Below are 23,456 nucleotides of genomic sequence, written 5' to 3'. Positions count from 1 at the left end.
GAGCCGGCCGTCGCACCCCCTGATGAGAAGGTCGCGTCAACATTGCCTGCCCGCGCGTATTGATCGCGTTAAGGCACTTCGTCCGATCAGCATCGGGAGCGCAGAGTGGTCCTGCGCACCGGCCGCCGGCCGGTGCATCGGCATCGCCGTCGGTTGACTCGACGGTTGCGGTGTGAGGAGTGAGAGTGGCTGACTTCCTGTACGTTCTCGCCGCATTGGTGGGCTTCGCGTTGTGCGTGCTCGCCGTGCGCGCCGTCGACGTGAGGATCCGGCGATGACCGCCGACGGCGTGATCAACGTCGTCCTGCTGGCCCTCGCGGTGGTGACGGCCGTCTACCTGATGGTCGCGCTGATCTTCCCGGAAAGGTTCTGAGCCCGATGAATCCCGCTCTGGCCGCCACCTTGCAGGTGGCTCTCCTCCTCGTGGTGCTGGGCCTGGCCTACGTGCCGCTGGGCGACTACATGGCCTCGGTCTATCGCAGCGAACGCGACCTCGGGGCCGAGCGAGTGCTGTATCGCCTCGCCCGGATCGATCCGAAGCGCCAACAGACCTGGGTCGGCTATGCCCTTGCGGTGCTCGCCTTCTCGGTCGTCAGTGTTCTGTTCCTCTACCTGCTGCAGCGACTTCAGGGGGTATTGCCCTGGGCCGACGGCAAACCCGGGATCAACCCGGCGACCGCGTTCAACACGGCGGTCTCCTTCGTCTCGAACACCAACTGGCAGTCGTACTCACCCGAACAGGTGATGAGCAACCTCACCCAGATGATCGGTCTGGCGGTACAGAACTTCGCGTCGGCGGCGGTGGGCCTTGCGGTGGCCGTCGCGCTCATCCGCGGACTGGTGAACCGGCGCGGCGATGGTCAGCTCGGCAACTTCTGGGTTGACCTCGTCCGCGGCGTCATCCGAATCCTGTTGCCGCTGAGCATCATCATGGCCGTCATCCTGATCACACAGGGTGCCGTCCAATCGTTCAAGACCGGCTTCGACTTCACCACGCTCAACGGTGCGTCGGCACACAGCGTCGTCGGACCGTTCGCCTCACAGGAGGCGATCAAGGAACTCGGAACCAACGGCGGCGGAACCCTCTCGGCCAACTCGGCCCACCCCTTCTCCAACCCGACGCCGCTGAGCAACATCGTGGAAATCATTGCGCTGCTGATCATCCCGGTGTGCCTCACACGGACCTACGGCACGTTGGTCGGTGACCGGCGTCAGGGATACACCCTGCTCGGTGTGATGGCCTCACTGTGGGGCATCATGCTGGCCGTCTCCTGGTACTTCGAGTCGCGCACCAACGGTGTGGCAGCGCAGGTCGCGGGAGCGATGATGGAGGGCAAGGAACAACGATTCGGCGTCCCGGCGTCGGTGTTGTTCGCGGTGTCGACGACGGGAACCTCGACCGGCGCGGTGAACTCCGCCCACGACAGTTTCTCCGCCGGTGGTGGCGGTGTGTTGCTGTGGAACATGCTGCTCGGCGAGGTCGCGCCGGGCGGCGTGGGCTCGGGACTCTACGGAATCCTGATCATGGCGGTGGTCACCGTCTTCGTCGGCGGACTGCTGGTCGGACGGTCTCCGGAGTTCCTCGGAAAGAAGGTCGGGCAGAACGAGATCACCATGGCAGCCCTCTATGTGCTGGTGATGCCGGCACTCGTGCTGATCGGTGCGGGCATCACGGTGGTCCTCTCCTCGACACTCGACGCGCAGGGCAACGGTGGGTCGCCCGGAACCGCGGGGTCGATCCACGGATTCAGTGAGGTGCTCTACGCGTTCGCGTCGGCGGCCAACAACAACGGCAGCGCATTCGGTGGGCTGACCGTGACCAGCGACTGGTTCCAGAGCTCGTTGGGCTTCGCGATGCTCCTCGGTCGGTTCCTGCCGATCGTGTTCGTGCTGGCGCTGGCCGGTCTGCTGGCGCGCCAGCGGCCGCGGGGTGCGAAGGCCGATGGGCTGGAACCAGCACCGGGGCAGGAGGTCTCGAGGCTCGGTGCCGGGGCGCCTCGCACCTCGACCAGCGAGAAGGGAGCGCCTGGTACCTCGACCAGCGGTCAGGGGGCGGCCGATGGTGACGACGCAGACGCTGACGGCCGTGGCGCGGTCGCGCTCGAGGCCCGCACCGACACCGCATCGACCCTACCGACGCACGGACTCCTGTTCGGCGCGTTGTTGTTCGGAACCATCCTGCTCGTCGCGGGACTCACCTTCTTCCCGGCCATGGCGCTGGGACCGATCGCGGAGGCAGCTCTGTGAGTGTGGATACGATCGACCGGACCGACGGCGGGCACCAGCCCACCGGCGAGTCCGCCGACTCCCCGGAACTGGTGTCGGGCGGCGCATTCGACGCCCGCAGCCTGATCACCTCGCTGCCGCAGGCGGCGCGCAAACTGAACCCGAAGGACCAAGCCCGCAACCCGGTGATGTTCGTGGTGCTCCTCGGCGCCATCGTCACCACGGTGCTCGCGATCTGGCGGCCGTCGTGGTTCTCCTGGCTGATCGCCGCATGGCTGTGGTTCACGGTGATCTTCGCCAACCTCGCCGAGGCCGTCGCCGAGGGGCGCGGCCGCGCGCAGGCGGACAGCCTGCGAAAGGTCAAGCGTGACACCATGGCCCGACGAATCGGTACCGACGGTTCGACGGTTTCGGTCTCGGGCAGCGATCTCGTGGTCGGCGACCGGATCATCGTCGAGGCCGGTGAGGTGATCGCCGGTGACGGCGACGTCATCGAGGGCATCGCGACCGTCGACGAGTCGGCGATCACCGGCGAATCCGCGCCGGTGGTCCGCGAATCCGGTGGTGACCGATGCGCTGTCACCGGCGGCACCGTCGTGCTGTCGGATCGCATCATCGTCAAGATCACCACGGCGCCGGGGGAGACCTTCGTCGACCGGATGATCGCGCTCGTCGAGGGGGCCGCCCGCAAGAAGACCCCCAACGAGATCGCGCTGGACATCCTGCTCGCCAGCCTGACGGTGATCTTCCTGCTCGCCGTCGTCGCGGTCGGCCCGATGCAGCAGTACGCCGGGCAGAGCCCCGATCCGATCAAGTTGATCGCGTTGCTGGTCTGCCTCATCCCGACGACGATCGGAGCGCTGCTGTCCTCGATCGGTATCGCCGGGATGGATCGACTGGTGCAACGCAATGTGCTGGCGATGTCGGGCCGGGCGGTCGAGGCCGCCGGCGACATCGACACCCTGCTGATGGACAAGACCGGCACCATCACCTTCGGTAACCGGCGGGCCACCGAGATCTTCCCCGGTCCCGACACCTCCACCGCCGACCTCGCGTCCGCCGCGTATCGGTGCAGTCTGGCCGACGACACCCCCGAAGGCCGCAGCATCGTCGATCTCTGTCTGCAGGAGCATCAGGTCACCCCGATGGCCGCCGATGACGCCGACGCGGCGCGCGGTGGTGTTCACCCGAACTACGACGTCGTGGCCTTCACCGCCGAAACCCGTATGAGCGGAATCGATCTGCACGACGGCCCGTCCGATGTCGAATACCGCAAGGGCGCCGCCGACGCGGTGACCCGCTGGATCGGCCGGCTCGGCGGCTCGGTACCGGAGGTCGTCACCGATCGCGTCGCCGAGATCTCGCAGGGTGGTGGCACGCCGCTGCTGGTCGCCGTCCACGACGCCGACGGCGCACGCATCCTCGGTACCATCCAGCTCTCCGACGTGGTCAAGCCCGGAATGCGTTCGCGCTTTGCACAACTGCGGGCGATGGGCATCCGCACGGTGATGGTCACCGGTGACAATCCGTTGACCGCCAAGGCGATTGCCGACGAAGCGGGCGTCGACGACTTCGTCGCCGAGGCCACCCCGGAGGACAAACTCGCCCTGATCCGGTCCGAACAGGCAGGTGGGCGGCTGGTCGCGATGACCGGCGACGGCACCAACGACGCCCCCGCGCTCGCGCAGGCCGACGTCGGGCTGGCCATGAACACCGGGACGTCGGCGGCCAAGGAAGCCGGCAACATGGTCGACCTCGATTCGGATCCGACCAAGCTGATCGAGGTCGTCGCCATCGGCAAGCAACTGCTGATCACCCGCGGTGCGCTGACGACGTTCTCGCTGGCCAACGACCTCGCGAAGTACTTCGCGATCCTGCCGGCGATGTCCGCGGTCATCTACCCGCAACTGCACGTGCTCAACATCATGCACCTGCATTCGGCGCAGTCGGCGATCGTCTCGGCGATCGTGTTCAACGCCCTGATCATCGTCGCGCTCATCCCGCTGTCGTTGCGTGGCGTCAAATACCGGCCCAGCTCGGCCTCGCGCCTGCTCGGCCGCAATCTGCTGATCTACGGCCTCGGTGGCGTCGTGTCACCGTTCGTCGGGATCTGGTTGATCGATCTCGTGGTCCGTTTCCTTCCGGGAATGGGGTGAGGAAGTGATGAACACCGTCATCTCCACCTTTGTGCGGCAGTGTGTCGCCGCGATCGGTGTCCTGCTCGCGCTGACCGTCGTCGTCGGCGTCGCCTATCCGGCGGTCGTGTGGGCGGCGTCCCGATTGGACAGCCACGCCGCCGAGGGCTCCCAGGTCGTTGACGCCCGCGGTTGTGCCGCCGGCTCCTCGATCATCGGCATCGACCCGCAACCCGTTGCCGGACAACCCGACTCGTTCCTGCATGCCCGTGTGCTCGGATCGGCCGACAACCCGATGGCGCCGGGTGACCCGTCGTCGTCGGCGGCGAGCAACCAGGGACCCAACAGCCAGACGCTGGCCACCGAGATCGAGGCGCGCCGAAAGATCATCGCGCAGCGCGAAGGGGTGGCACCGACGGCGGTGCCGGTCGATGCGGTCACCGGCTCCGGGTCGGGTCTGGACCCCGACATCAGTCCGGCCTACGCGGCACTGCAGGTTCCCCGCATCGCCCGCAACAGCGGCCGCACCCCCGCACAGGTCCAGGCGATCATCGACGCGCACACCTCCGGCCGGCAGTGGGGGTTCCTGGGTCAGCCGACCGTGGATGTGCTCGAGGTGAATCTCGCCCTGGGACACACCGTGTGCCGGTCGTGACGGCACTTCGCCGATAGACTCGGACGCATGGTTTCCACTGCCGACGCCCGGGGCACCCTGGAGGTTTTCCTCGGCTGTGCCCCAGGCGTGGGCAAGACCTATGAGATGCTCGCGCACGCACACGATCTGATCGGTGAGGGCGCCGACGTGGTGATCGCCGTCGTGGAGTCCCACGGGCGGTCGGCGACGGCCGGTCTGATCGAGGGCATCGAGGTGATACCGCGACGCCGCATCGTCTACCGGGGTACCGAGCTGGAGGAGATGGATCTCGACGCGGTGCTGTCCCGCCACCCGCAGGTGGCCCTCGTCGACGAACTCGCCCACTCCAACGTCCCGGGATCGGCGAATGCCAAGCGCTGGCAAGACATCGACGTCCTCCGGGATGCCGGGATCGACGTGCTCACCACGGTCAACATCCAGCATCTCGAGAGTCTCAACGATGTGGTCGCCCAGATCACCGGCGTCACCCAGCGGGAGACCGTGCCCGACGCGGTGGTGCGCGCCGCCGACCAGATCGAGCTCGTCGACATCGCCCCGCAGGCGCTGCGGCAACGACTCTCGGCGGGCAAGGTCTATCCCAGTGGCCGGATCGACGGCGCGCTCGCCAACTACTTTCGTCAGGGCAACCTGACCGCGTTGCGTGAGCTCGCGTTGCTGTGGCTGGCCGACCGCGTCGACGACAATCTGGCCGATTATCGTGCCGCGCATGCGATCACCGACACATGGGAGGCGCGGGAACGGGTGGTGGTGGCGATCACCGGTGGGGCCGAATCGTCGACGCTGATCCGCCGCGCCAGCCGCATCGCCTCACGGTCGAGTGCCGAGCTGATCGTCGTACACGTGGTCCGCGGTGACGGGCTGGCCGGACGCTCCGGTGTGGAACTGTCCGAACTGACCGAACTGGCCGCCGGATTCGGTGCGCGCGTGCACTCCATCGTCGGCGACGACATCCCCACCACGCTGCTGGAATTCGCGCGCGGGGTCAACGCGACCCAGCTGGTACTCGGCACGTCTCGGCGGCCGCGGTGGAAGCGCATCTTCGACGAGGGGGTCGGCGCGACGGTCGTCGCCAGCAGCGGACGGATCGACGTCCACATGGTCACCCACGAGGAGACCGCGAAACGCAACCGCCTCGACATCCGCGAGACCCGGTTCCACCGGCCGCTGAGCTGGGTCCTGGCGGTGGTGGTACCGCTGGTGATGACGGGCATCCTGGCCATCCTCGACCGCTGGCTCGGATTCGCCAGTGAGACAGCGTTGTTCTTCGTCACCGTGCTGGCGATCTCGATGCTCGGCGGTGTTGCGCCGGCCGCGTTGTCGGCGGTGGTCTCCGGTGTGCTGCTCAACTACTTCTTCACCGCACCGCGGTTCACCCTGACCATCAACGAACCGGACAACCTGATCACCATCCTGGTGATGCTCGTCATCGCGATAGCGGTTGCCGCGCTGGTCGATTCGGCCACGGTCCGGCGGGGGCAGGCGCAACGGGCGGCGCGTGAGGCCGAACTGCTGGCGGTGTTCAGTGACGCCGTCCTCGGCGGCGCGGATGTGGCGGGTCTGCTCGAACGCGTTCGGGAGACCTACGATCAGCGTGCGGTGTCGGTGGTACGCCGCCGGGCCGACGGGACCGTCGAGGTCAGTGCTGCGGTGGGAGAAGATCCGCCGCACCGTGATTCGGAATCCGATACCGTCGTGCCCGCCCGGGGTGACGAATACGAGTTGCTGCTGTGCGGGGCGTCGCCGGAGGCGCAGGATCGTCGGGTGCTCACGGCCGTCGCCACCCAGGCGGCCGCGGCACTCGAACGCGCCGACCTCGAGGCCGGCGCCGCCGTCGCGCGGGCCCTCGCACAGACCGACGAACTCCGGCGGGCCCTGCTGTCGGCGGTGAGCCACGATCTGCGTACCCCGCTGGCCGGTGCGAAGGCGGCCGTGTCGAGTCTGCGCAGCGAGGAGGTGACGTTCTCGCCGGAGGACACCGCCGAATTGTTGGCCACCATCGAGGAATCCGTCGATCAGCTCTCGGCTCTGGTTGCCAACCTGCTGGACTCGTCGCGGCTCGAGGCCGGTGCGATCCGTCCGAACATGGCGCGCACCTATCTCGTCGAGGTGGTGCACCGGGCGGCCAACCGCAGCGGACCGGCCGCCGCGGGCATCACCTTCCGGTTCGGTCATGTCTGGGCATGGACCGACGGCGGGTTGCTGGAACGGGTGCTGGCCAATCTCATCGACAACGCGGTGCGCCACGGCGGCGGGCAGGTCGAGGTGGCGACCTCGCTCGACGAGTCGGACCCGCAGTCGCCGCGCACGATCATCGAGGTCGTCGACCACGGGCCCGGGATTCCGGTCGAACGGCGTGAGCAGATCTTCGACGATTTCCGCCAGGGCTTCGATCGCAACGGCTCCGATGGCGGTGTGGGGCTGGGTCTTTCGGTGGCCCAGGGTTTCACCTCGACGATGGGTGGCAACCTCGCCGTCGTCGACACACCCGGTGGTGGCACGACGATGGTGGTGGATCTGCCCGCCACCGAACAGTCGGAGCGATCCGCTCCCGTGGAGGGGGTGACACATGGTTGACGGGGCGCGCGTGCTCGTCGTCGACGACGAGCCACAGTTGTTGCGGGCGTTGCGGATCAACCTGAAAACACGCGGCTTCGACGTCACGACCGCGGCGACCGGTGCGGCCGCCCTGGCGGCGGCGGCCAAAACCAACCCACAGGCGGTGGTGTTGGATCTGGGGCTCCCCGACATCGATGGATTCGAGGTGCTCGCCGGTCTGCGCGGGTGGACGAACGTGCCGGTGATCGTGTTGTCGGCCCGCGGTGAGGCCGTCGACAAGGTCGCCGCCCTCGATGCCGGTGCCGATGACTACGTGACCAAACCCTTTGGGATGGAAGAGTTCGTCGCACGTTTGCGGGCCGCGATCCGACGCGGGGCGGGTTCGTCGGGGGAGCCGAGCGCCGAGAACCCGGTGGTGTCGGCCGGATCGTTCACGGTCGACCTCGGTGCCAAACAGGTCACGCGTAACGGTGAACGGGTACATCTGACTCCCACGGAGTGGGGAGTGCTGGAGATGCTGGTGCGCAACGAGGGCAAGTTGGTGGGTCAGCGCGAGATCCTGACCGGTGTGTGGGGGCCGACCTACACCGGCCAGTCGAACTACCTGCGCGTCTACCTGGCCAGCCTGCGCCGCAAACTCGAGGAGGACCCTGCTCACCCCAGGCATCTGCTCACGGAGGCGGGGATGGGCTACCGGTTCGTTCGGGAATGAGTCCGATGTTGTTGTCACCGGACCAGCCATCGGGGTAGATTGTCAACAATCTAACAATTGGCGCTGCGGCATGCGACGGGTGGTCTTCGTGACAAATCTCCGCCTCGGACGCATCGTCGCAGCTCACCGGGTTGTATGCGGTGCGCGCTGGCCGAAATGCGCAGCGGAAAGCTGACATTGGGCCGTGCAGCGAGTAAGAAGGAAGAACAGAGATGGCGAATACGCGGTCTGCTGGGGATGATGGTTCGGCCTCGGCACGCAAACGTGTGCTGGCGCCGATCGTGCAGGAGTCCACACCTGCGATCATCGCCCGGAAGTTGCATGAGGCCATCGCCAACGGTAGTTTTCCGCCTGGTTCGCAGTTGACGGAATCGGGTCTGGCGGCCGACCTCGGGGTCAGTCGTGGTCCGTTGCGCGAGGCGATGCAGCGGCTCACCGCAGAGGGTCTGCTGGTGAGCCACCGCAACCGGGGTCTGTTCGTCGTCTCGATGGACGATGACGACATACGCGACATGTACATAGCACGCACCGCCGTCGAACGGGCCGCGATCGAGCAGGTCATCTCCGCCGATGACCCGGAATCGGTTGCGGCCCTCAATGATGCGGTGGCCATGATGCGTGAGTGCATCGATGATCCGAACGGTGAAGCCATGGCCGAAGCGGATATGCGGTTCCATCAGCGATTGGTGGAAGCCGCAGGTAGTCAGCGTCTTTCGCGGCTGCACGAGACGATCCGCGTGGAGACGCGAATGTGTCTGCGGGCCATGCGAGGAACGTACGCCTCGGGAAAGGAACGAATCGACGAACACCAGGCATTGGTGGACGCCATCGCGGCAGGAGATCCGCAGGCGGCCGACGTGCTGATGATCGAACACATGAGGGACGGGCTGCACCGCTTGATCGGTGACGCCGTGGGCGGACATGAGGGGTCCGGGTCCACTGCGGAGATCGCGTTGTAGGGCAACGCGATCGACATCGCCCGCGCGATCATCGCCCACCGATGTGAGTCAGCCCGACGACACTGGCCCCGACTCCACCAGGAAGGCACAGATGGCTACGGCAAACTCCTCGGCAACATATGAGGATCTCGCGCCCGATCCGGAATCGCGCGAAGGGAAAGCGCTACTGCGCAAAGCGATCGCCGCATCGGCAATCGGCAACGCCACCGAGTGGTACGACTACGGCGTCTACGCCGCGACCACCACCTATCTCACCCACGCGTTCTTCCCCGGTCATCTCGGCACGATCGGCACCATGCTCGGCTTCGCGATCTCGTTCGTGTTGCGTCCGCTCGGCGGCATGATCTGGGGACCGATCGGCGACCGGATCGGACGAAAGTCCGTGCTGGCGATGACGATCCTGCTCATCTCGGGGGCAACGGCACTGATCGGTGTGCTGCCCACGCATGCGGTGGCGGGGATCTGGGCGCCAGTTCTGCTCATCACACTGCGCGTGATCCAAGGGTTCTCCACGGGCGGCGAATACGGCGGTGCCGCAACGTTCATGGCCGAGTACGCCCCCGATCGTAAACGCGGCCGATTCGGCTCGTTCCTCGAATTCGGCACCCTTGCCGGCTTCTCGGCCGGCACCGCGATCGTGCTGCTACTCGAACTGCTACTCAGTGACGATCAGATGCAGACGTGGGGCTGGCGCATTCCGTTCCTGATCGCGCTGCCGATGGGTCTCATCGGTCTGTACCTGCGCTCGCAGATGGAGGACACCCCGGTCTTCCAGGAACTCGAGCAGGACAACGAGATCAAGGGCACGGCGTGGACCAGGTTCAAGGATCTCCTCTCGAACTACTGGCAGCCGATCCTGACCATGTTCGGCATGGTGATTGCGTTGAACGTCGTCAACTACACCCTGCTCGCCTACCAACCGACCTACCTCAAGAGCACGATCGGGTTGTCGGAGTCGTCGGGCTCGACCGTCGTGCTCATCGGTCAGCTCGCGATGATGCTCGCGATCCCGTTCTTCGGTGCGTGGTCGGATCGAACAGGCCGAAAACCGATGTGGTGGGGCTCGCTGATCGGCCTCTTCGTTCTCGCGCTACCGCTGTACTGGCTGATGGGTCAGGGATTCGCCTGGGCCATCATCGGATTCGTCGTTCTCGGATTGCTCTACATCCCGCAGCTCGCCACGATCTCGGCGACCTTCCCGGCGATGTTCCCGACCCAGGTGCGCTACGCGGGGTTCGCCATCTCCTACAACGTCGCCACCGCAGCCTTCGGTGGTACCGCTCCGCTGGTCAACGACGCCGTCGTCGGCGACACCGGCTGGCTGCTGTTCCCGGCCATCTACATGATGGGGGCGTGTGCCATCGGCATGATCGCGATGGTGTTCCTCAAGGAGACCGCGGGCTGCTCGATCCGCGGCACCGAGATCCCGGAGCGGACCGAGGATTTCGCGGTCGCCGACGAAAACGCGAGCGTGCGGAGCTGACGGTCGCGGTGTGATGTGGTGAACGCGGGTGGTGCACCAATGGGAAACCAGCAGCGGTGCAATGGGTCTCGAGGCTCCTCGCTATCGCTCGTCGCACCTCGACCACCGGGACCCGGGACCCGGGACCAACCTCGACTTATCGGGGCCCTGGGCCCGGGGGGCAACCTCGACCAACCTTGACCACCGGAAATGGGGCGTTCAGGGGCGCGGAGCGAGGAGGGTCAGGGCCATCTGGGTGTATGCCCTTGCAGCCGTGACCACGTCGGCGATCCGGACGGTCTCGTCGGGCTGGTGGGCCTGGGTGTTGATGTCGCCAGGACCGCAGACGACGGCCGGGATGCCGAGGTCGCGGCTGACGAAGCCGCCGTCGCAGGCGGCGCTCCATCCGCCCACGGAGGTGGCGACGCCGAGGCTCTCGAGTGCGCCGACAGCCGTGGCGACGAGGCGGTGATCGGCGGGTGTCTCGAAGCCCGGCATCTCCATGGTGACCCGCACGTCGACGCCGATGCCGTCGGAATCGATGCCCGCCTGGGTGATTCGGGTGCGTAGTGCGTCGGCGACGCCGTCGGCGGTCTCGTCGGGCATCAGCCTGCGGTCGATGCCGAGCGCGGCCATCGGGGCGACGACGGAGATACCCTGCCCGCCGGAGATGGTGCCGACATTCCATGTCCCAGAACCGAGTAGGCCGTCGGCACGGGCGGTCATCGCCTCGTGGTCGGCGCGAATGAGGTCGACGATAGCGGCGGCGGCGTAGATGGCGCTGCGGCCGTCGTCGGGGCGTCCGGAGTGCGCGGCGCGACCGGTCACGTCGATCTCGATGTAGGACGCGCCGCGGCATCCGCGGACGACGGTGAGATCGGTCGGCTCGGCGACCACGCACCCGAGGAACTTGCCGGGATGATCGGTGACGAGATCACGCACGCCGCTGCCGTGTTCCTCCTCGTCGACGGTGCACACCAGTTGTACCGGGCCGGTGAGTTCGACGCCGGAGGACGCCAGCGCCGACATGGCGGTCACGATCGCGGCGAGCCCGCCCTTCATGTCGGTGGCGCCGCGGCCGATGATCGATCCGTCGGCGACGCGCGCAAGGTAGGGGTCGCCGGTCCAGCCGGGGCCCGCGGGCACGACGTCGGAGTGCCCGAGAAACATCAGACCCGGGCCGTTGCCGCCGGGCAGGGTGGCGACGAGATTCGGCCGGCCGGGTGCGACCTCATGCGTGCTGACCACGAACCCGGCGTTCTGGCACGCCTTTTCAAGGACGGCGACGGCCTGTGCCTCGGTGCCGCCGGGGTTCTCGCTGGGCGCCTGCACCAACGCGACCGTCAGATCGGTGATCTCGTCGGCGTCGATGGGCAGGGCGTCGGTCGGCAGGGGTCCGGGTGCACCGTTCACCCGGCCATCTTCTCAAGACTGCCGGTCAGGCGTCGGATGCCCTCCTCGATTCGCTCGGGAGTGCTCGAGGCGAAGCATAAACGCAACGCATTGCGGAAGCGTCCACCCGGGGACAAAGCCGGGCCGGGAATGAAGGCGACGCCGTCGGCCAAGGCCACCTCGAACAGTTCGCGGGTGTCGATCTCGGCGAACTCGCCCTGCAAGGTCAGCCACAGGAAGAAGCCGCCGTCGGGGTTGGTGGTGGTGACGCGTTCACCCAGATGACGCCCGACGGAGTCGAGCATCGCGTCCTTGCGCGCCCGGTAGAGGGTGCGCAGTGAGGCGAGGTGATCGGTCAGGCCGCCGCGCGAGATGTATTCGGCGACGATGTGCTGATTGGGGACGTTGGTGCAGGTGTCCATGGCCTGTTTGCCGTTGATCAGCAGTTGCCGCAGCGACGGGTCGGCATCAACCCAGCCGACCCGCCAGCCCGGCGCCAGGATCTTGGAGAAGGTGCGCACCGAGAACACCAGCGGATCGGCGGGCGAGAGGGTCTGGAAGGTGGGGATGTCCTCGCCGGCGAAACGCAGGAGCCCGTACGGGTCGTCGTCGATGATCACCGCACCCCAATGGTGGGCCAGCCGCAGAAGCTCTCTGCGGCGCTCCTCCGACAGCGTGACGCCCGACGGATTCTGGAACGTCGGGATCGTGTAGATCGCCTTGGGCGTGCGGCGGGTGCGGGCGACGAGGTCGACGAGCGTGTCGACCTGCATGCCGTCGTCGTCGACCGGCACCTCGAGCAGTTGCGCACCGTAGGACAGCGCCGTGGCGCTGCCGTTGGTGTAGGTGGGCGACTCGACGACGACGAGGTCACCGGGATCGACGAACAGCTTGGACGCCAAGTCGAGGCCCTGCATGCCCCCGGTGGTGATGACGAGCCTGTCGTGGCTCGACGGGTCCGGGGTGGTGGCGAGGTAGTCGACGAGCAACTGCAGCAGTCGTGGTTCGCCCTCGGTGGCGCCGTAGGTGAACGAGGTGTTGTCGAGGATCGCCCCGGCGATCTCTCGGAACTCGTCGGCGGGCACCGCCTCGTCGGCGGGGGAGCCCATCGCGAATCGCACGATGTCGTGGCTCTGTGCAGCCAGCAGCGAGGTCGAGGAGTCGATCATCGATCCGACGAGATCCTTGGCGCGCCCGGCGAGTGGGATCGTGGGGGTCGAGTGCGCAGCGGCGGGGTGCGTGGTGGCGGGGTGGATGGTGGTCATGTCCTCACCTCATTTCTGGATCAGTTCGCGGGGGAAACTGGTGAAGGTCTCCACGCCGGTCGGGCTGACGCGCACCGACTCGGACAGCTCGAAACCGTAGTTGTCCATCCACATTCCGCAGATGATGTGGAAGGTCATGTTGGTCTCCAGGATCGTTTCGTCCTCGGTGCGGATGCTGATGGTGCGTTCGCCCCAATCCGGTGGATAGCCGATACCGATGGAATAGCCCAGCCGGGACGGCTTTTCGAGGCCGTACTTCGCGAGGGTCCAGTTCCAGGTGGAGGCGAGCTCGCGGGTCGGCACCCCTGGACGGATCGCGTCGAGCACATTGTTCAGGCCCTCGGCGGTGGCCTGGGCGACGTAATCCAGATCGTTGGACGGCTTGCCCAGCGCGACGGTCCGAGCGAGTGGGCAGTGATATCTGTTGTGTGCGCCGGTCAATTCGATGACGACGGCCTCGTTCTCGACGAATGTTCCCTGATTCCAGGTGAGATGCGGGGTGTCGGCGGCCGCGCCGGTCGGCATCATCGGCACGATGGCCGGGTAGTCGCCACCGAACTCCTCGGTGCCGGTGATCTGCGCCTGGGAGATGACTGCGGCCGCATCGCATTGCCGCACACCGACATCGATGGTGTCGATCGCCGCGCGCATCGCCTCCGAGCACACCATCCCGGCCTGCCGCATCAGCTGGATCTCGGCGTCGGACTTGACCGACCGGACCCAGTTGACCAGCTCGAAGCCGTCGACGAGTTTCCACTCCGGGATCGCGTTGTACAGCGCCCGATAGGCTTTCGGTGTGAAATAGTGCGAATCCATCTCCAGGCCGACCGAGCCGGCCTTGGACGCCGGGGCGATGAGGTGGCGTTGCCGCAGTGCCCACGCGACCCAGTCGAACGGGTGGACGTGCGGCCGGTGGACGTAGCTCTCCGGGTAGCCGACGATCTGCTCCTCGGGAAGCCACGTGGTGCGGTGTGCGCCATGGGCATCCATCTCACGGGCGAAGAAGACCATGTCGCCCTCGATGGGCACGAACAGCATCTGCGGCGTGTAGAACGACCACGCGTTGTAGCCGATGAGATAGAAGAGATTCGCGGGCTCGGTGACGATGAGTGCCGAAAGACCTTGCAGATCCATCGCTTCACGCACCCGGGTCAGCCTCCGCTCGTACTCGCTGTCGGTGAACAGCTGCGCGCCGAGGTACATTCATCGCCTCCTTCGTGGCGTCGTGGCTTCTCCTGGTTCGGCCGGTGGGTGTTAGTGCCGGCGGACCGGGCTGGAGGTGTATTTGACGTCGAGGAACTCCTCGATGCCCAGCCGGCCACCTTCGCGACCCAGGCCCGACTGTTTGATCCCGCCGAACGGTGCCGCCGGGTTGGAGACCAGCCCGGTGTTGAGACCGACCATCCCGACCTCGAGGGCATCGGCGAGATCGGACAGCCTGTCGGCGTTCTCACTGCAAACGTAACCGACAAGTCCCCACGGCGTGGAGTTGGCGAGGGAGAGGACCTTCTGATCTGCGTCGATACCGTTGCCGTCGAAGGGGATCAGGGCCGCGACCGGACCGAAGATCTCGGTGTGCACGAGGTCGGAATCGGGATCGACCTCGGTCAGCACGGTCGGCAGGTAGAAGTGCCCGGCGCCGTCGACGCGGGCACCGCCGCAGCGCACCTGGGCGCCACGGCCGACGGCGTCGGCGACGAGACGTTCGACCTTGGCCACGGCCTTCTCCTCCACGAGCGGGCCGACGGTGGTGCCCTCGACTGCGCCGTCACCCACGGTCAGGGCGCTCATCCGGTCGGTGAGCGCGTCGGCGAACTCGTCGAACACGCTGCGGTGTACGAAGATCCGGTTCGCGGCGGTACACGCCTGTCCCATGTTGCGCATCTTCGCGACCATCACCGCGTCGACGGCGCGGGTGACGTCGGCGTCGTCGCACACGATGAACGGGGCGTTGCCGCCCAGCTCCATCGACGTGCGCATGACGTGCTCGGCGGCCTGGGCGATGAGCAGCTTGCCGACCTCGGTCGAGCCGGTGAAACTGACCTTGCGGGCCAGACCCGACGCCATCCACGCCCCGACGATCGCCCCGGGATCGGAGGTGGTGACGACGTTGAGGACACCGTCGGGCAGACCGGCCTCGCGCAGCACGTCGGCGAGCAACAGCGACGTCAACGGGGTGAGCTCGGCGGGTTTGAACACCATCGTGCAGCCGGCCGCGACGGCCGGCCCGATCTTGCGGGTTCCCATGGCCAGCGGGAAGTTCCACGGCGTGATCAGGACGCACGGACCGACCGGGCGGCGGGTGACGACGATCCGGTTACCGCCGTCGCCGGTGGTGGTGGCGTCACCGCCGATACGCACCGCCTCCTCGGCGAACCACCGGAAGAACTCGGCGCCGTAGGCGACCTCACCCCGCGCCTCGGCCAACGGCTTACCCATCTCCGCGGTCATCACCGCGGCGAACTCGTCGGTGCGGTCGATGATGAGTTGGTAAGCGCGATAAAGGATCTCGCTGCGTGCGCGGGGACTCGTCGCGGCCCACCGTGCCTGCGTGTCGGCGGCGACCCGCACCGCGGCCAGCGCGTCGTCGGCTCCGGCGTCGGCGACAGACGCCAGGATCTCCCCGGTGGCCGGGTTCTCCACCTCGAACCGCCGGCCCGATGCCGCAGGCTGCCAGTGACCATCGATCAAGAGGTCGGTGTGGATGCCTGCGAGGGCCGGGACGGTGCGGGATTCGGTGGTGGTCATGCGGAACCTCCATGGGTGTCGGGCGCTGTCGGCTGGGGTGCGAGGAGTTCGGCGAGATGGATACCGGTGGCGTTGATCAGTGGGTCGGTGGCGGCGAGGTGCTCGACGCTCATCGCGCAACTGAATCCGTCGGTCACGACCGGCGTGGTGGCGTCGGCGCGCAGCGCCGGTGCGAGGGCGTGCTCGGCAACGGCGACACTGACGTCGTAGTGGCCGCGTTCGAACCCGAAGTTGCCTGCCACACCGCAGCATCCGTCGGCGGTGCGGACCTGCACGCCGAGCCGGGACAGTACCTGTGCACCGGTACGGGCGCCGAACGTCGCGTACTCGTGGCAGTGGGTTTGCAGCGTGACCGCCGCCGGGAGACCGGTGGGGGTGAAGCCGGCGTCGAGGAGGTGCCCGACGATCGAGGCGACGCTGTGCACCCGCGCGGACACCCGCCGAGCCGCGGCGGTGTCGACGAGGTCGGGAAGATCCTTGCGCAAGGCTGCGGCACAACTCGGTTCGGGAACCACGATCGGCCGGTCGGTGCCGTCGTCGAGGAGTTCGGCGGTGTGCGCGAGGGTCTTTCGGGCCCGCGACAGTTGCCCGGTCGAGATCCAGGTGAGCCCGCAGCACGCGTCGCTGCGGCAGCCGACGCTGTCTCCGGTGGCGCCGAGCAACCGTGCGGTGGCGGTCGCGACCTGCGGTCGGAAGGCCCGGGTGAAGGTATCGACAAACAAGACCGTGTCGGTGGTGTCGGTGACCGCGGGCAGCGGGGCGAGGTGAGTACGCACCTCGCGGCGGGTGGCGAAGGCGGGCATCGCGCGGCGAGCGTCGAGGCCGCCGAGTCGAGCGGCCAAGCGGCGCAACGACGGTACCATCATCGACCGGTTGATCAGCGGTGCCGCCGCGGTCGCGAGCGGTAGCCACGCCGGCATCCAGCCCAGGGAGTAATGCGAGGCCGGGCGGAGTCGTCGGCGGTAGTGATGGTCGAGGAACTCCGACTTGTACGACGCCATGTCGACGCCCGTCGGGCAATCGGTGGAACACGCCTTGCACGACAGGCACAGATCCAGGGCGTCGGCGACGTCGGTGGACCGCCAACCGGATTCGACGGTCGGCGCGGTGCGGACCATCTCCTGAAGAACGCGTGCCCGACCACGGGTGGAGTCCTTCTCGTCGCGGGTGGCCCGATAACTCGGGCACATGACCCCGCCGGACGACGTACGGCACCGGCCCACCCCGATGCAGCCCTGCACGGAATGAATGAACGAATCCAGCGATCCCGTCGGGGTCGAGTCCCGTTGGGTGAGTGCACCGGCATCGATCCACACCCGATTCGGTACTTCGGCGAGAGCCAAACTGGCGGTGATCGGTGCAGGTTCGACGACGGCCGTCGGGTTGAGGAGCCCGGACGGATCCCAGACTCGCTTGAAATCGTCGAAGGCGCGCAACATCTCTGGTGAATACATGATCGGCAACAACTCCGAACGTGCTCGCCCGTCACCGTGCTCACCCGACAGCGATCCGCCGTGCGACACCACCAGATGCGCTGCATCCGTACAGAATCGGCGCATGACCGCACGGCCGTCGGTGGTGCGTAGATCGAAGGTGATGCGCACGTGCATACACCCGGCGCCGAAGTGGCCGTACATGACGCCGGTGAGGCCATGCTCGTCGAGAAGTCGCTCGAAGTCGACGAGGTAGTCGGCAAGACGATCGGGTGCGACGGTGGCATCCTCCCATCCGGGCCACGACTCGTGGGCGTGGTCCTCGGTGATCAGGCGGGCCGAGAGGCCCGCGCCGTCCTCACGGACCCGCCACAGCGATGACCGCACCGCGGGGTCGGAGACGACGGTCGCGTCCACCATGCGGCCGGTGGCACGCAACTCGGCGAGCAGGCGATCGATGGTGGCCGGTACGTCGACCGCCGATTGTGCTGCCGCGCTGGTGTCGTCGAGATCGATGAACAGCCACGCGTCACCGTCGGGAAGTCCGGCGACCGTCTCCGGTCCGCGTCGAGCAGCCATGGTGGAGACGATCTTGCGGTCGATTCCCTCGATCGCCGAGGGCTCGAACGGCAGGATGGCCGGCACGTCGCGTGCGGCGTCGGCGACGGAGCGATAGCCGACACAGAGCAGCAGCTGTGAGGTCGGCACGGGCACCAGACGAACGACGGCCGAAGTGACGATCGCGCAACCGCCCTCGCTGCCGACGAGCGCCCGCGCGACGTCGAAACCGTGCTCCGGCAACAGGTGTGACAGGTGATACCCCGACACCTGGCGGGGAATGGTGTCGAGGTCGGTGCGCAGGATCGCGAGGTTGTGGCCGACGAGATCGCGCAGCACCTCGGTGAGTTCGGTTGCGCGGGAGGTGGCTTCGGTGTCGTCGGGCTCGGTGGCATGCACCCCGGTGCGGGTGGCGGTGAGGCGTAGACCGTCGGAGGTCACCAGATGCAGTGCCTCGACATGATCGCTGGTGCGTCCGTGGCGAACCGAATGATTGCCGCAGGCGTCGTTGCCGATAGCACCGCCCAGGGTGGCGCGTGACGCCGACGACGGGTCGGGGGCGAAGGTCAGCCGACCGTCGGTGCGGGTGCGCACCTCCGCGGCGAGTTCGGTGAGAATGACCCCGGCATCGGCGGTGACCGTGCGTGCGCCGGCGTCGACGACGCCGACGGTTCGCATGTGTCGGGACAGGTCGATGACGATGCCGGCGCCGATCGCGTTGCCCGCCATGGAGGTTCCGCCGCCACGGGCGATGATCGGCACCCCGTGGCGGTGGCACAGCCGTGCGGTGAGTGCGACCTCGTCAGCATTGCGGGAGAACACCACCGCCAGCGGAGGTACCCGATAGTTGGAGGCGTCGTAGGAGTATTCCGCGCGCCGGCGGGTCGAGGCGTCGACGAGCAGATCGTGGGCGGTCAGGTCGTCGAGGAGCGCGCCGGCCGCGTCGTCGGTATCGAGATCCGGGCCCAGTGCTTGTTGCGACACACTCGTCATGAGCTGATCATGCGCCGAGAACCGAATGCACCGCAGCGCCGAAGCGTTCGATGCCGAGCGCGATCTCGTCGGCGGTGACGACGAGTGCAGGGATCAGGCGCACGACGTTGCCGGCCGGGCCGCAGGTCAGGGTCAGCAACCCGTGAGCCGTCGAGGCGCGCTGAACCGCAAGTGCGGTAGCGGCGTCAGGCAAACAGCGGTCACCGACGCGGGTGACGAATTCGATGCCGATCATCAGCCCGAGTCCGCGAACGTCGCCGACGGCGTCGAGTCCGGTGGTCACCTCGCGGATACCGGCGAGGAGTTGTTCCCCGCGGATGGCGGCGTTGTCGACGAGGTTTTCCTCGGCGATCACGTCGAGGGTGGCGATCGCGGCTGCCGCGGCCACAGCGTTGCCACCGTAGGTGCCGCCCTGCGAGCCCGGCCAGGCCTTGGTCATCAGCTCGGTGGGTGCGGCGATCGCCGAGATCGGGAAACCGGAGGCGAGTCCCTTGGCGGTGATCAGGATGTCGGGGCTGATCGGGGCATGCTGGTGGCCCCAGAACCGTCCGGTGCGACCGAAGCCGGCCTGGACCTCGTCGAGGATCATTAGGATGCCGTGGCGATCGGCGCACTCGCGTAATCCGGCGAGAAACCTTGGGGGAGTGGGAAGATAGCCGCCGTCGCCGAGGACGGGTTCGATGAGGAAGGCGGCGGTGTCGTCGGGTGCCACGCGTGAGGTGAGCAGGTAGTCGAGTTCGGTGAGGGCGAAATCGACGGCGGTCTCGGTGTCCCAGCCGTAGCGGTAGGCGTAGGGGAACGGGGCCATGTGCACCCCGCCCATCAGTGGGGAGAAGCCCGCCGAGAACCGGGTGCCCGCGGTGGTGAGGCTGGCTGCGGCGACGGTGCGCCCGTGAAAACCTCCTTGGAAGACAACGATATTGGGTCGCGCGGTGGCCATCCGGGCCAGGCGGATCGCGGCCTCGACGGCCTCCGATCCGGAGTTCGCGTAGAACACCGAGTCGAGGCCGAGCGGGAGGACCCCGCCGAGTTTCGCCGTCAGCTCGAGCAACGGCGGATGCATGACCGTCGTGTACTGGGCGTGAATGACCTTGGCGCACTGCTCCTGAGCGGCGGCGACCACCCGCGGGTGGCAGTGGCCGGTGCTGGTGACCCCGATGCCGGTGGTGAAGTCGAGGTAGGACTGACCGTCGGTCCCGTACACCCACGAGCCCTGCGCGTGATCGACGATCACCGGTGTGGCCTGTTTGAGGATGGGGGACAGGGTCGCGGTCTGGGTGAGGTGTTCGACGGCGGTCATGGGACCACGGTGACGGCCAATCGTCGGATTGTCAACAATTGGACAGCGGTGTCAGAGGTGTGGCCGGTGGTGACGTCAGGCGTTGCGCGCGTCGCGCCAGGCGACCAGATCGCGGATGGGTCCGGGATCCCAGGTCGGGGCCTCGAGTCCGACGGTGAAGATCCGCGTACCGACGGCGTACAACTTCTCCGCCGACGCCGGGTAGTCGTCGAGATCCTCGGGAAAGCGTCCCGGCTTCGGGCTCACCCCGGCCGAGCGCACGATCTCGCCGGGATCGCGCCCGATCCGGGCGCACCAGTCGTCGAGCACCCGGTGCTTGTGGGCAATGGTCTCGGCGTCACCGAAGCCGTGCCAGATGTCGGCGTGCTGTGCGGCGATCCGCAGCGTCACCTTCTCGCCGCCACCGCCGATGAGGATCGGGATTCTGCGCGTGGGCACCGGATTCAGCCGGCCCCAGCGTTCCCGGATCACCGGCAGATCGTCGTCGAGGGTCCGCAAACGTTGTGCCACCGTGCCGAATTCGAATCCGTAGGAGGTGTAGTCGCGCTCGAACCAGCCGGCGCCGATGCCGAGGATCAACCGGCCCGTACCGTCACGCGCACTGATGTGGTCGACGGTGCGTGCCATGTCGGCCAACAGGTTCGGGTTCCGGTAACCCACGGACGAGACCAGAACGCCCAACTCGACGCGGTTGGTCGATTCGGCCCAGGCCGACAGGGTGGTCCAGGCCTCGAAATGGCGGCCGTCGGGATCACCGGACAACGGAAAGAAGTGATCCCACGTGAGCAGCATGTCGGCGCCGAGTTCCTCGACCAGCGCCGCGGCACGACGCAGATCGGCGAACGAGGCGTGCTGGGGCTTGACCTGAACGGCAATGCGCGCCGGCTGTGTCATGGGACCAGCCTAGGGCCCTTGGCCGATGGTGGTGCCCAGACCGGGTTGCCCAGACCGGGTTGCCCAGACAGGGTTGTCCAGCCGGGTCGTACAGACGGGTGATGCTCAGACAGGGGTGCCGGCGTCGACGGGAGCAGGCTCCGCCGGCGAGCGCACGGCCCGGAACGTCCAGAGCTTGTTGACGATGAAGTTGATCGGCATCGTGATGACGATCGTGATGATCTGCGCCCAGTACTCGCGGGAGTGCAACCCGGCGGCCTCGTGGAAGAACGACGACGAGAGGTAGAGCGGTGAGGTGGGGTTGGTGAAGCCCACCTTCAGGAACAGTCCGACGATCGCGGCGACACTGCCCACCGCGAGGAACGGCCAGAATTCCGACCACCACGTCGCATGCCGGGAACTCTTGAAGGTCCACGACCGATTGAGCTGGAAGTTGACGAAGTTGGCCACGAGGAACCCGACGATCCACACCAGCACGGTGAAACGCACGTTGTAGGCCGAACCCGGAATATGCCAGATCACATTGAACGCGTTGGCGGTACCGCCATGCGCCTTGTTCATCAGGACCGCGACGAGCATGTTGACGACGACCCCGGATGCGCCCACGATGCCGAAACGGGCGAATTGCCCGAGATTTCTCACATGGGTTGCATATCTGTCGTCCAGCGTCGCGATCACCTAGGGCAATATACGCCACCGAATTCCCGAACCTTGAATTGTGATCTGGGACACATGGGATGCGGAAGTTGCTGGTACCCCGCGGCGATGGATAGTGCAGGTTGTGTCGAACTCACATTTCGCCGGGGTCATTATCGATCTCGGTAAGTGATGCGCTGAGCAATTCGAGTGCGGCAAGTGCGGCGTGCCATTGATCGGATCCGAGGCGCGCGGCGATGCGGGCGGCCGCGGCGCGATGCTGAGGGTTGATGTCGTTGATCGCAGCGAGCCCGGCGCCGGTGGGGGCCACCAGCTTTGCCCGCGCATGTGCCGGATTCGTGCGATATTCGACGAGCCCCTCTGCGGCCAGGAGGTCGGCGGTGCGCTGCACGCTCTGGCGCGTGATACCCATGGCGCGGGCGATGTCGGAGACGGTCAACGGGCCCGGCAGTACCGCCCCGAGGACCTGCCACCGTGTTGCGGTGAGCCCGGCCGGCCGGGCGAGTTGTTCGGCGAGAGCAAGGAACTGGCCATTGAGCCGGAATGCGGCGAGCGCACTTCGGCTCAGTAGTTCCTGAGACGTCGGATGATCGGTCACTGCTGTCCCAGGGCGAGGAATCCGGCCGGATCGTGATGCGCATAGAGCCGATACCACGCGTCGAGCACGGCGTCGTCGTAAACACCCAAGCGGGCGAACACCTCTCGTGCGAACTCGATGGGCGCCACCGCGCCTGCTGTGATGACCTCGCGGTCGGTGACGGCCGCTACGTCGAGGTACCGGTCGGCTCCGCAGTAACCGGTGGCCGCGAGCTGTTGCGGTGCATTGCTGGTGTGCGCGCGGTCGTCGAGTAGTCCGCCCCTCGCGAGTCCGACTGTGGCACCACAGATTGCGGCGACCGGAATCCCGGCACCGAGAAACCGTCGGGCGGCGTCGATGAATTCGTCGTTCCCGCTGTCCCATGTCTGTGCGCCCGGAAGTACGAGCATCGCGCTCGCGGCCGGATCGACATCGTCGAGTGTGATGTCTGGAGTGATCGTGACACCGCCGAGCGTGGTGATCGGATCGGCGGCCGCGCCCACGGTCTCGATCCGGAATTCGCCCGGCGTGCGCTGGAATTCGGGGTTGTTGACGCCGGCGGCGAGATAGCCGTACTCCCAGTCGGCGAGGGTGTCGTACACGGCGAGGTGGACGGTCTGCATGGCTGCTCCCTGTCGATGAGGTCCGGTCGATGAGGTCCGGCTCCCCCGGCCCACGCTCACTATGACAGCATCGTGTCAATATGACAACAGCCTGTCATCACAGCGGTGCTCGCCGCTACGTTGGAGCCATGGCAACCGGAGACACCGAGGTCCGTCCCGTTCTCGCCCTACTGGGCTCGCCCGACGTTCCGCCGCCGACCGATCTCGCGGCGCTCGAGGCCATTGCCGACATCCGGCACACGACCGCCGACGAACTCGGCTCGGCGCTGCCGGGCGCCGATGTGCTGGTGGTGTGGGACTTCTTCTCGCGC

Annotated in this window: 18 protein-coding genes and 1 pseudogene; 9 read left to right on the top strand and 10 right to left on the bottom strand. The window is 67.1% G+C overall.

Annotated elements, in window-relative coordinates; all coding sequences use genetic code 11:
• The first annotated feature begins 274 nt into the window (after positions 1 to 274).
• The 8 genes from B1964_RS19555 to B1964_RS19520 all read left to right on the top strand — a co-directional run bounded on the left by B1964_RS19555 (position 275) and on the right by B1964_RS19520 (position 10,726).
• The gene (locus tag B1964_RS19555) at positions 275 to 373 is read left to right on the top strand and encodes a potassium-transporting ATPase subunit F (protein WP_020169933.1); all 99 of its coding nucleotides are present in this window, start codon (positions 275 to 277) and stop codon (positions 371 to 373) included.
• Between the two features lie 5 nt (positions 374 to 378).
• Entirely contained in the window at positions 379 to 2,247 is a 1,869-nt protein-coding gene (gene kdpA, locus B1964_RS19550; protein ID WP_079930953.1) for a potassium-transporting ATPase subunit KdpA, read from the top strand.
• A 68-nt stretch (positions 2,248 to 2,315) separates the two neighbouring features.
• Complete coding sequence (gene kdpB, locus B1964_RS19545; RefSeq protein ID WP_253194076.1) at positions 2,316 to 4,382, top strand: potassium-transporting ATPase subunit KdpB; 2,067 nt, start codon at positions 2,316 to 2,318, stop codon at positions 4,380 to 4,382.
• Between the two features lie 7 nt (positions 4,383 to 4,389).
• Complete coding sequence (locus B1964_RS19540) at positions 4,390 to 5,016, top strand: potassium-transporting ATPase subunit C (protein ID WP_079930951.1); 627 nt, start codon at positions 4,390 to 4,392, stop codon at positions 5,014 to 5,016.
• Between the two features lie 27 nt (positions 5,017 to 5,043).
• Positions 5,044 to 7,590: a sensor histidine kinase KdpD gene (locus tag B1964_RS19535; protein ID WP_079930950.1), complete on the top strand. Its 2,547-nt coding sequence runs from the start codon at positions 5,044 to 5,046 to the stop codon at positions 7,588 to 7,590.
• Positions 7,583 to 8,284 carry a response regulator gene (locus tag B1964_RS19530; RefSeq protein ID WP_079930949.1) on the top strand — a complete coding sequence of 234 codons (702 nt, stop codon included), beginning with the start codon at positions 7,583 to 7,585 and terminating at the stop codon, positions 8,282 to 8,284. Before B1964_RS19535 ends, B1964_RS19530 begins: the two co-directional genes overlap by 8 nt.
• Positions 8,285 to 8,496: 212 nt before the next feature.
• Entirely contained in the window at positions 8,497 to 9,243 is a 747-nt protein-coding gene (locus B1964_RS19525) for a GntR family transcriptional regulator (protein ID WP_172398903.1), read from the top strand.
• A gap of 91 nt (positions 9,244 to 9,334) precedes the next feature.
• Positions 9,335 to 10,726 (top strand): MFS transporter, encoded by a 1,392-nt coding sequence (locus tag B1964_RS19520; RefSeq protein WP_079930947.1) that lies wholly within the window; start codon positions 9,335 to 9,337, stop codon positions 10,724 to 10,726.
• A gap of 198 nt (positions 10,727 to 10,924) precedes the next feature.
• Here B1964_RS19520 and B1964_RS19515 read toward each other — a convergent pair whose 3' ends face one another.
• The 10 genes from B1964_RS19515 to B1964_RS19470 form a co-directional block, all read right to left on the bottom strand.
• Complete coding sequence (locus B1964_RS19515) at positions 10,925 to 12,118, bottom strand: M20 family metallopeptidase (RefSeq protein WP_079930946.1); 1,194 nt, start codon at positions 12,116 to 12,118, stop codon at positions 10,925 to 10,927.
• Positions 12,115 to 13,362, bottom strand: coding sequence for a PLP-dependent aminotransferase family protein (locus B1964_RS19510; RefSeq protein WP_079930945.1), 1,248 nt, complete (start codon positions 13,360 to 13,362; stop codon positions 12,115 to 12,117). The genes B1964_RS19515 and B1964_RS19510 overlap by 4 nt, the downstream gene beginning before the upstream one ends.
• Before the next feature lie 9 nt (positions 13,363 to 13,371).
• Positions 13,372 to 14,565: a M24 family metallopeptidase gene (locus B1964_RS19505; RefSeq protein ID WP_006371851.1), complete on the bottom strand. Its 1,194-nt coding sequence runs from the start codon at positions 14,563 to 14,565 to the stop codon at positions 13,372 to 13,374.
• 51 nt (positions 14,566 to 14,616) lie between these two features.
• Positions 14,617 to 16,110: an NAD-dependent succinate-semialdehyde dehydrogenase gene (locus B1964_RS19500; protein WP_079930944.1), complete on the bottom strand. Its 1,494-nt coding sequence runs from the start codon at positions 16,108 to 16,110 to the stop codon at positions 14,617 to 14,619.
• Positions 16,107 to 19,094, bottom strand: coding sequence for an FAD-binding and (Fe-S)-binding domain-containing protein (locus B1964_RS19495; protein WP_079930943.1), 2,988 nt, complete (start codon positions 19,092 to 19,094; stop codon positions 16,107 to 16,109). The genes B1964_RS19500 and B1964_RS19495 overlap by 4 nt, the downstream gene beginning before the upstream one ends.
• A gap of 7 nt (positions 19,095 to 19,101) precedes the next feature.
• The gene (locus B1964_RS19490) at positions 19,102 to 20,394 is read right to left on the bottom strand and encodes an aspartate aminotransferase family protein (protein WP_079930942.1); all 1,293 of its coding nucleotides are present in this window, start codon (positions 20,392 to 20,394) and stop codon (positions 19,102 to 19,104) included.
• A 75-nt stretch (positions 20,395 to 20,469) separates the two neighbouring features.
• Positions 20,470 to 21,288, bottom strand: coding sequence for an LLM class F420-dependent oxidoreductase (locus B1964_RS19485; protein WP_079930941.1), 819 nt, complete (start codon positions 21,286 to 21,288; stop codon positions 20,470 to 20,472).
• 105 nt (positions 21,289 to 21,393) lie between these two features.
• A complete protein-coding gene (locus B1964_RS19480; RefSeq protein WP_020169944.1) occupies positions 21,394 to 21,966 on the bottom strand; it encodes a GtrA family protein in 573 nt (190 codons plus the stop codon).
• A 112-nt stretch (positions 21,967 to 22,078) separates the two neighbouring features.
• The gene (locus tag B1964_RS19475; RefSeq protein ID WP_079930940.1) at positions 22,079 to 22,543 is read right to left on the bottom strand and encodes a helix-turn-helix domain-containing protein; all 465 of its coding nucleotides are present in this window, start codon (positions 22,541 to 22,543) and stop codon (positions 22,079 to 22,081) included.
• Positions 22,540 to 23,145 carry a DJ-1/PfpI family protein gene (locus tag B1964_RS19470; protein WP_079930939.1) on the bottom strand — a complete coding sequence of 202 codons (606 nt, stop codon included), beginning with the start codon at positions 23,143 to 23,145 and terminating at the stop codon, positions 22,540 to 22,542. Before B1964_RS19470 ends, B1964_RS19475 begins: the two co-directional genes overlap by 4 nt.
• 128 nt (positions 23,146 to 23,273) lie before the next feature.
• On the opposite strand from B1964_RS19470, the pseudogene B1964_RS19465 reads away from it, so the two are divergent.
• A pseudogene (locus B1964_RS19465) lies at positions 23,274 to 23,456 on the top strand (D-2-hydroxyacid dehydrogenase); the annotation flags it as partial.

It is taken from the genome of Gordonia sp. i37 (assembly GCF_002043085.1).
GTDB lineage: Bacteria > Actinomycetota > Actinomycetes > Mycobacteriales > Mycobacteriaceae > Gordonia > Gordonia polyisoprenivorans.
Note: the sequence above shows the minus strand (reverse complement) of the source record. Positions and strands in the feature narration are given on the sequence as shown.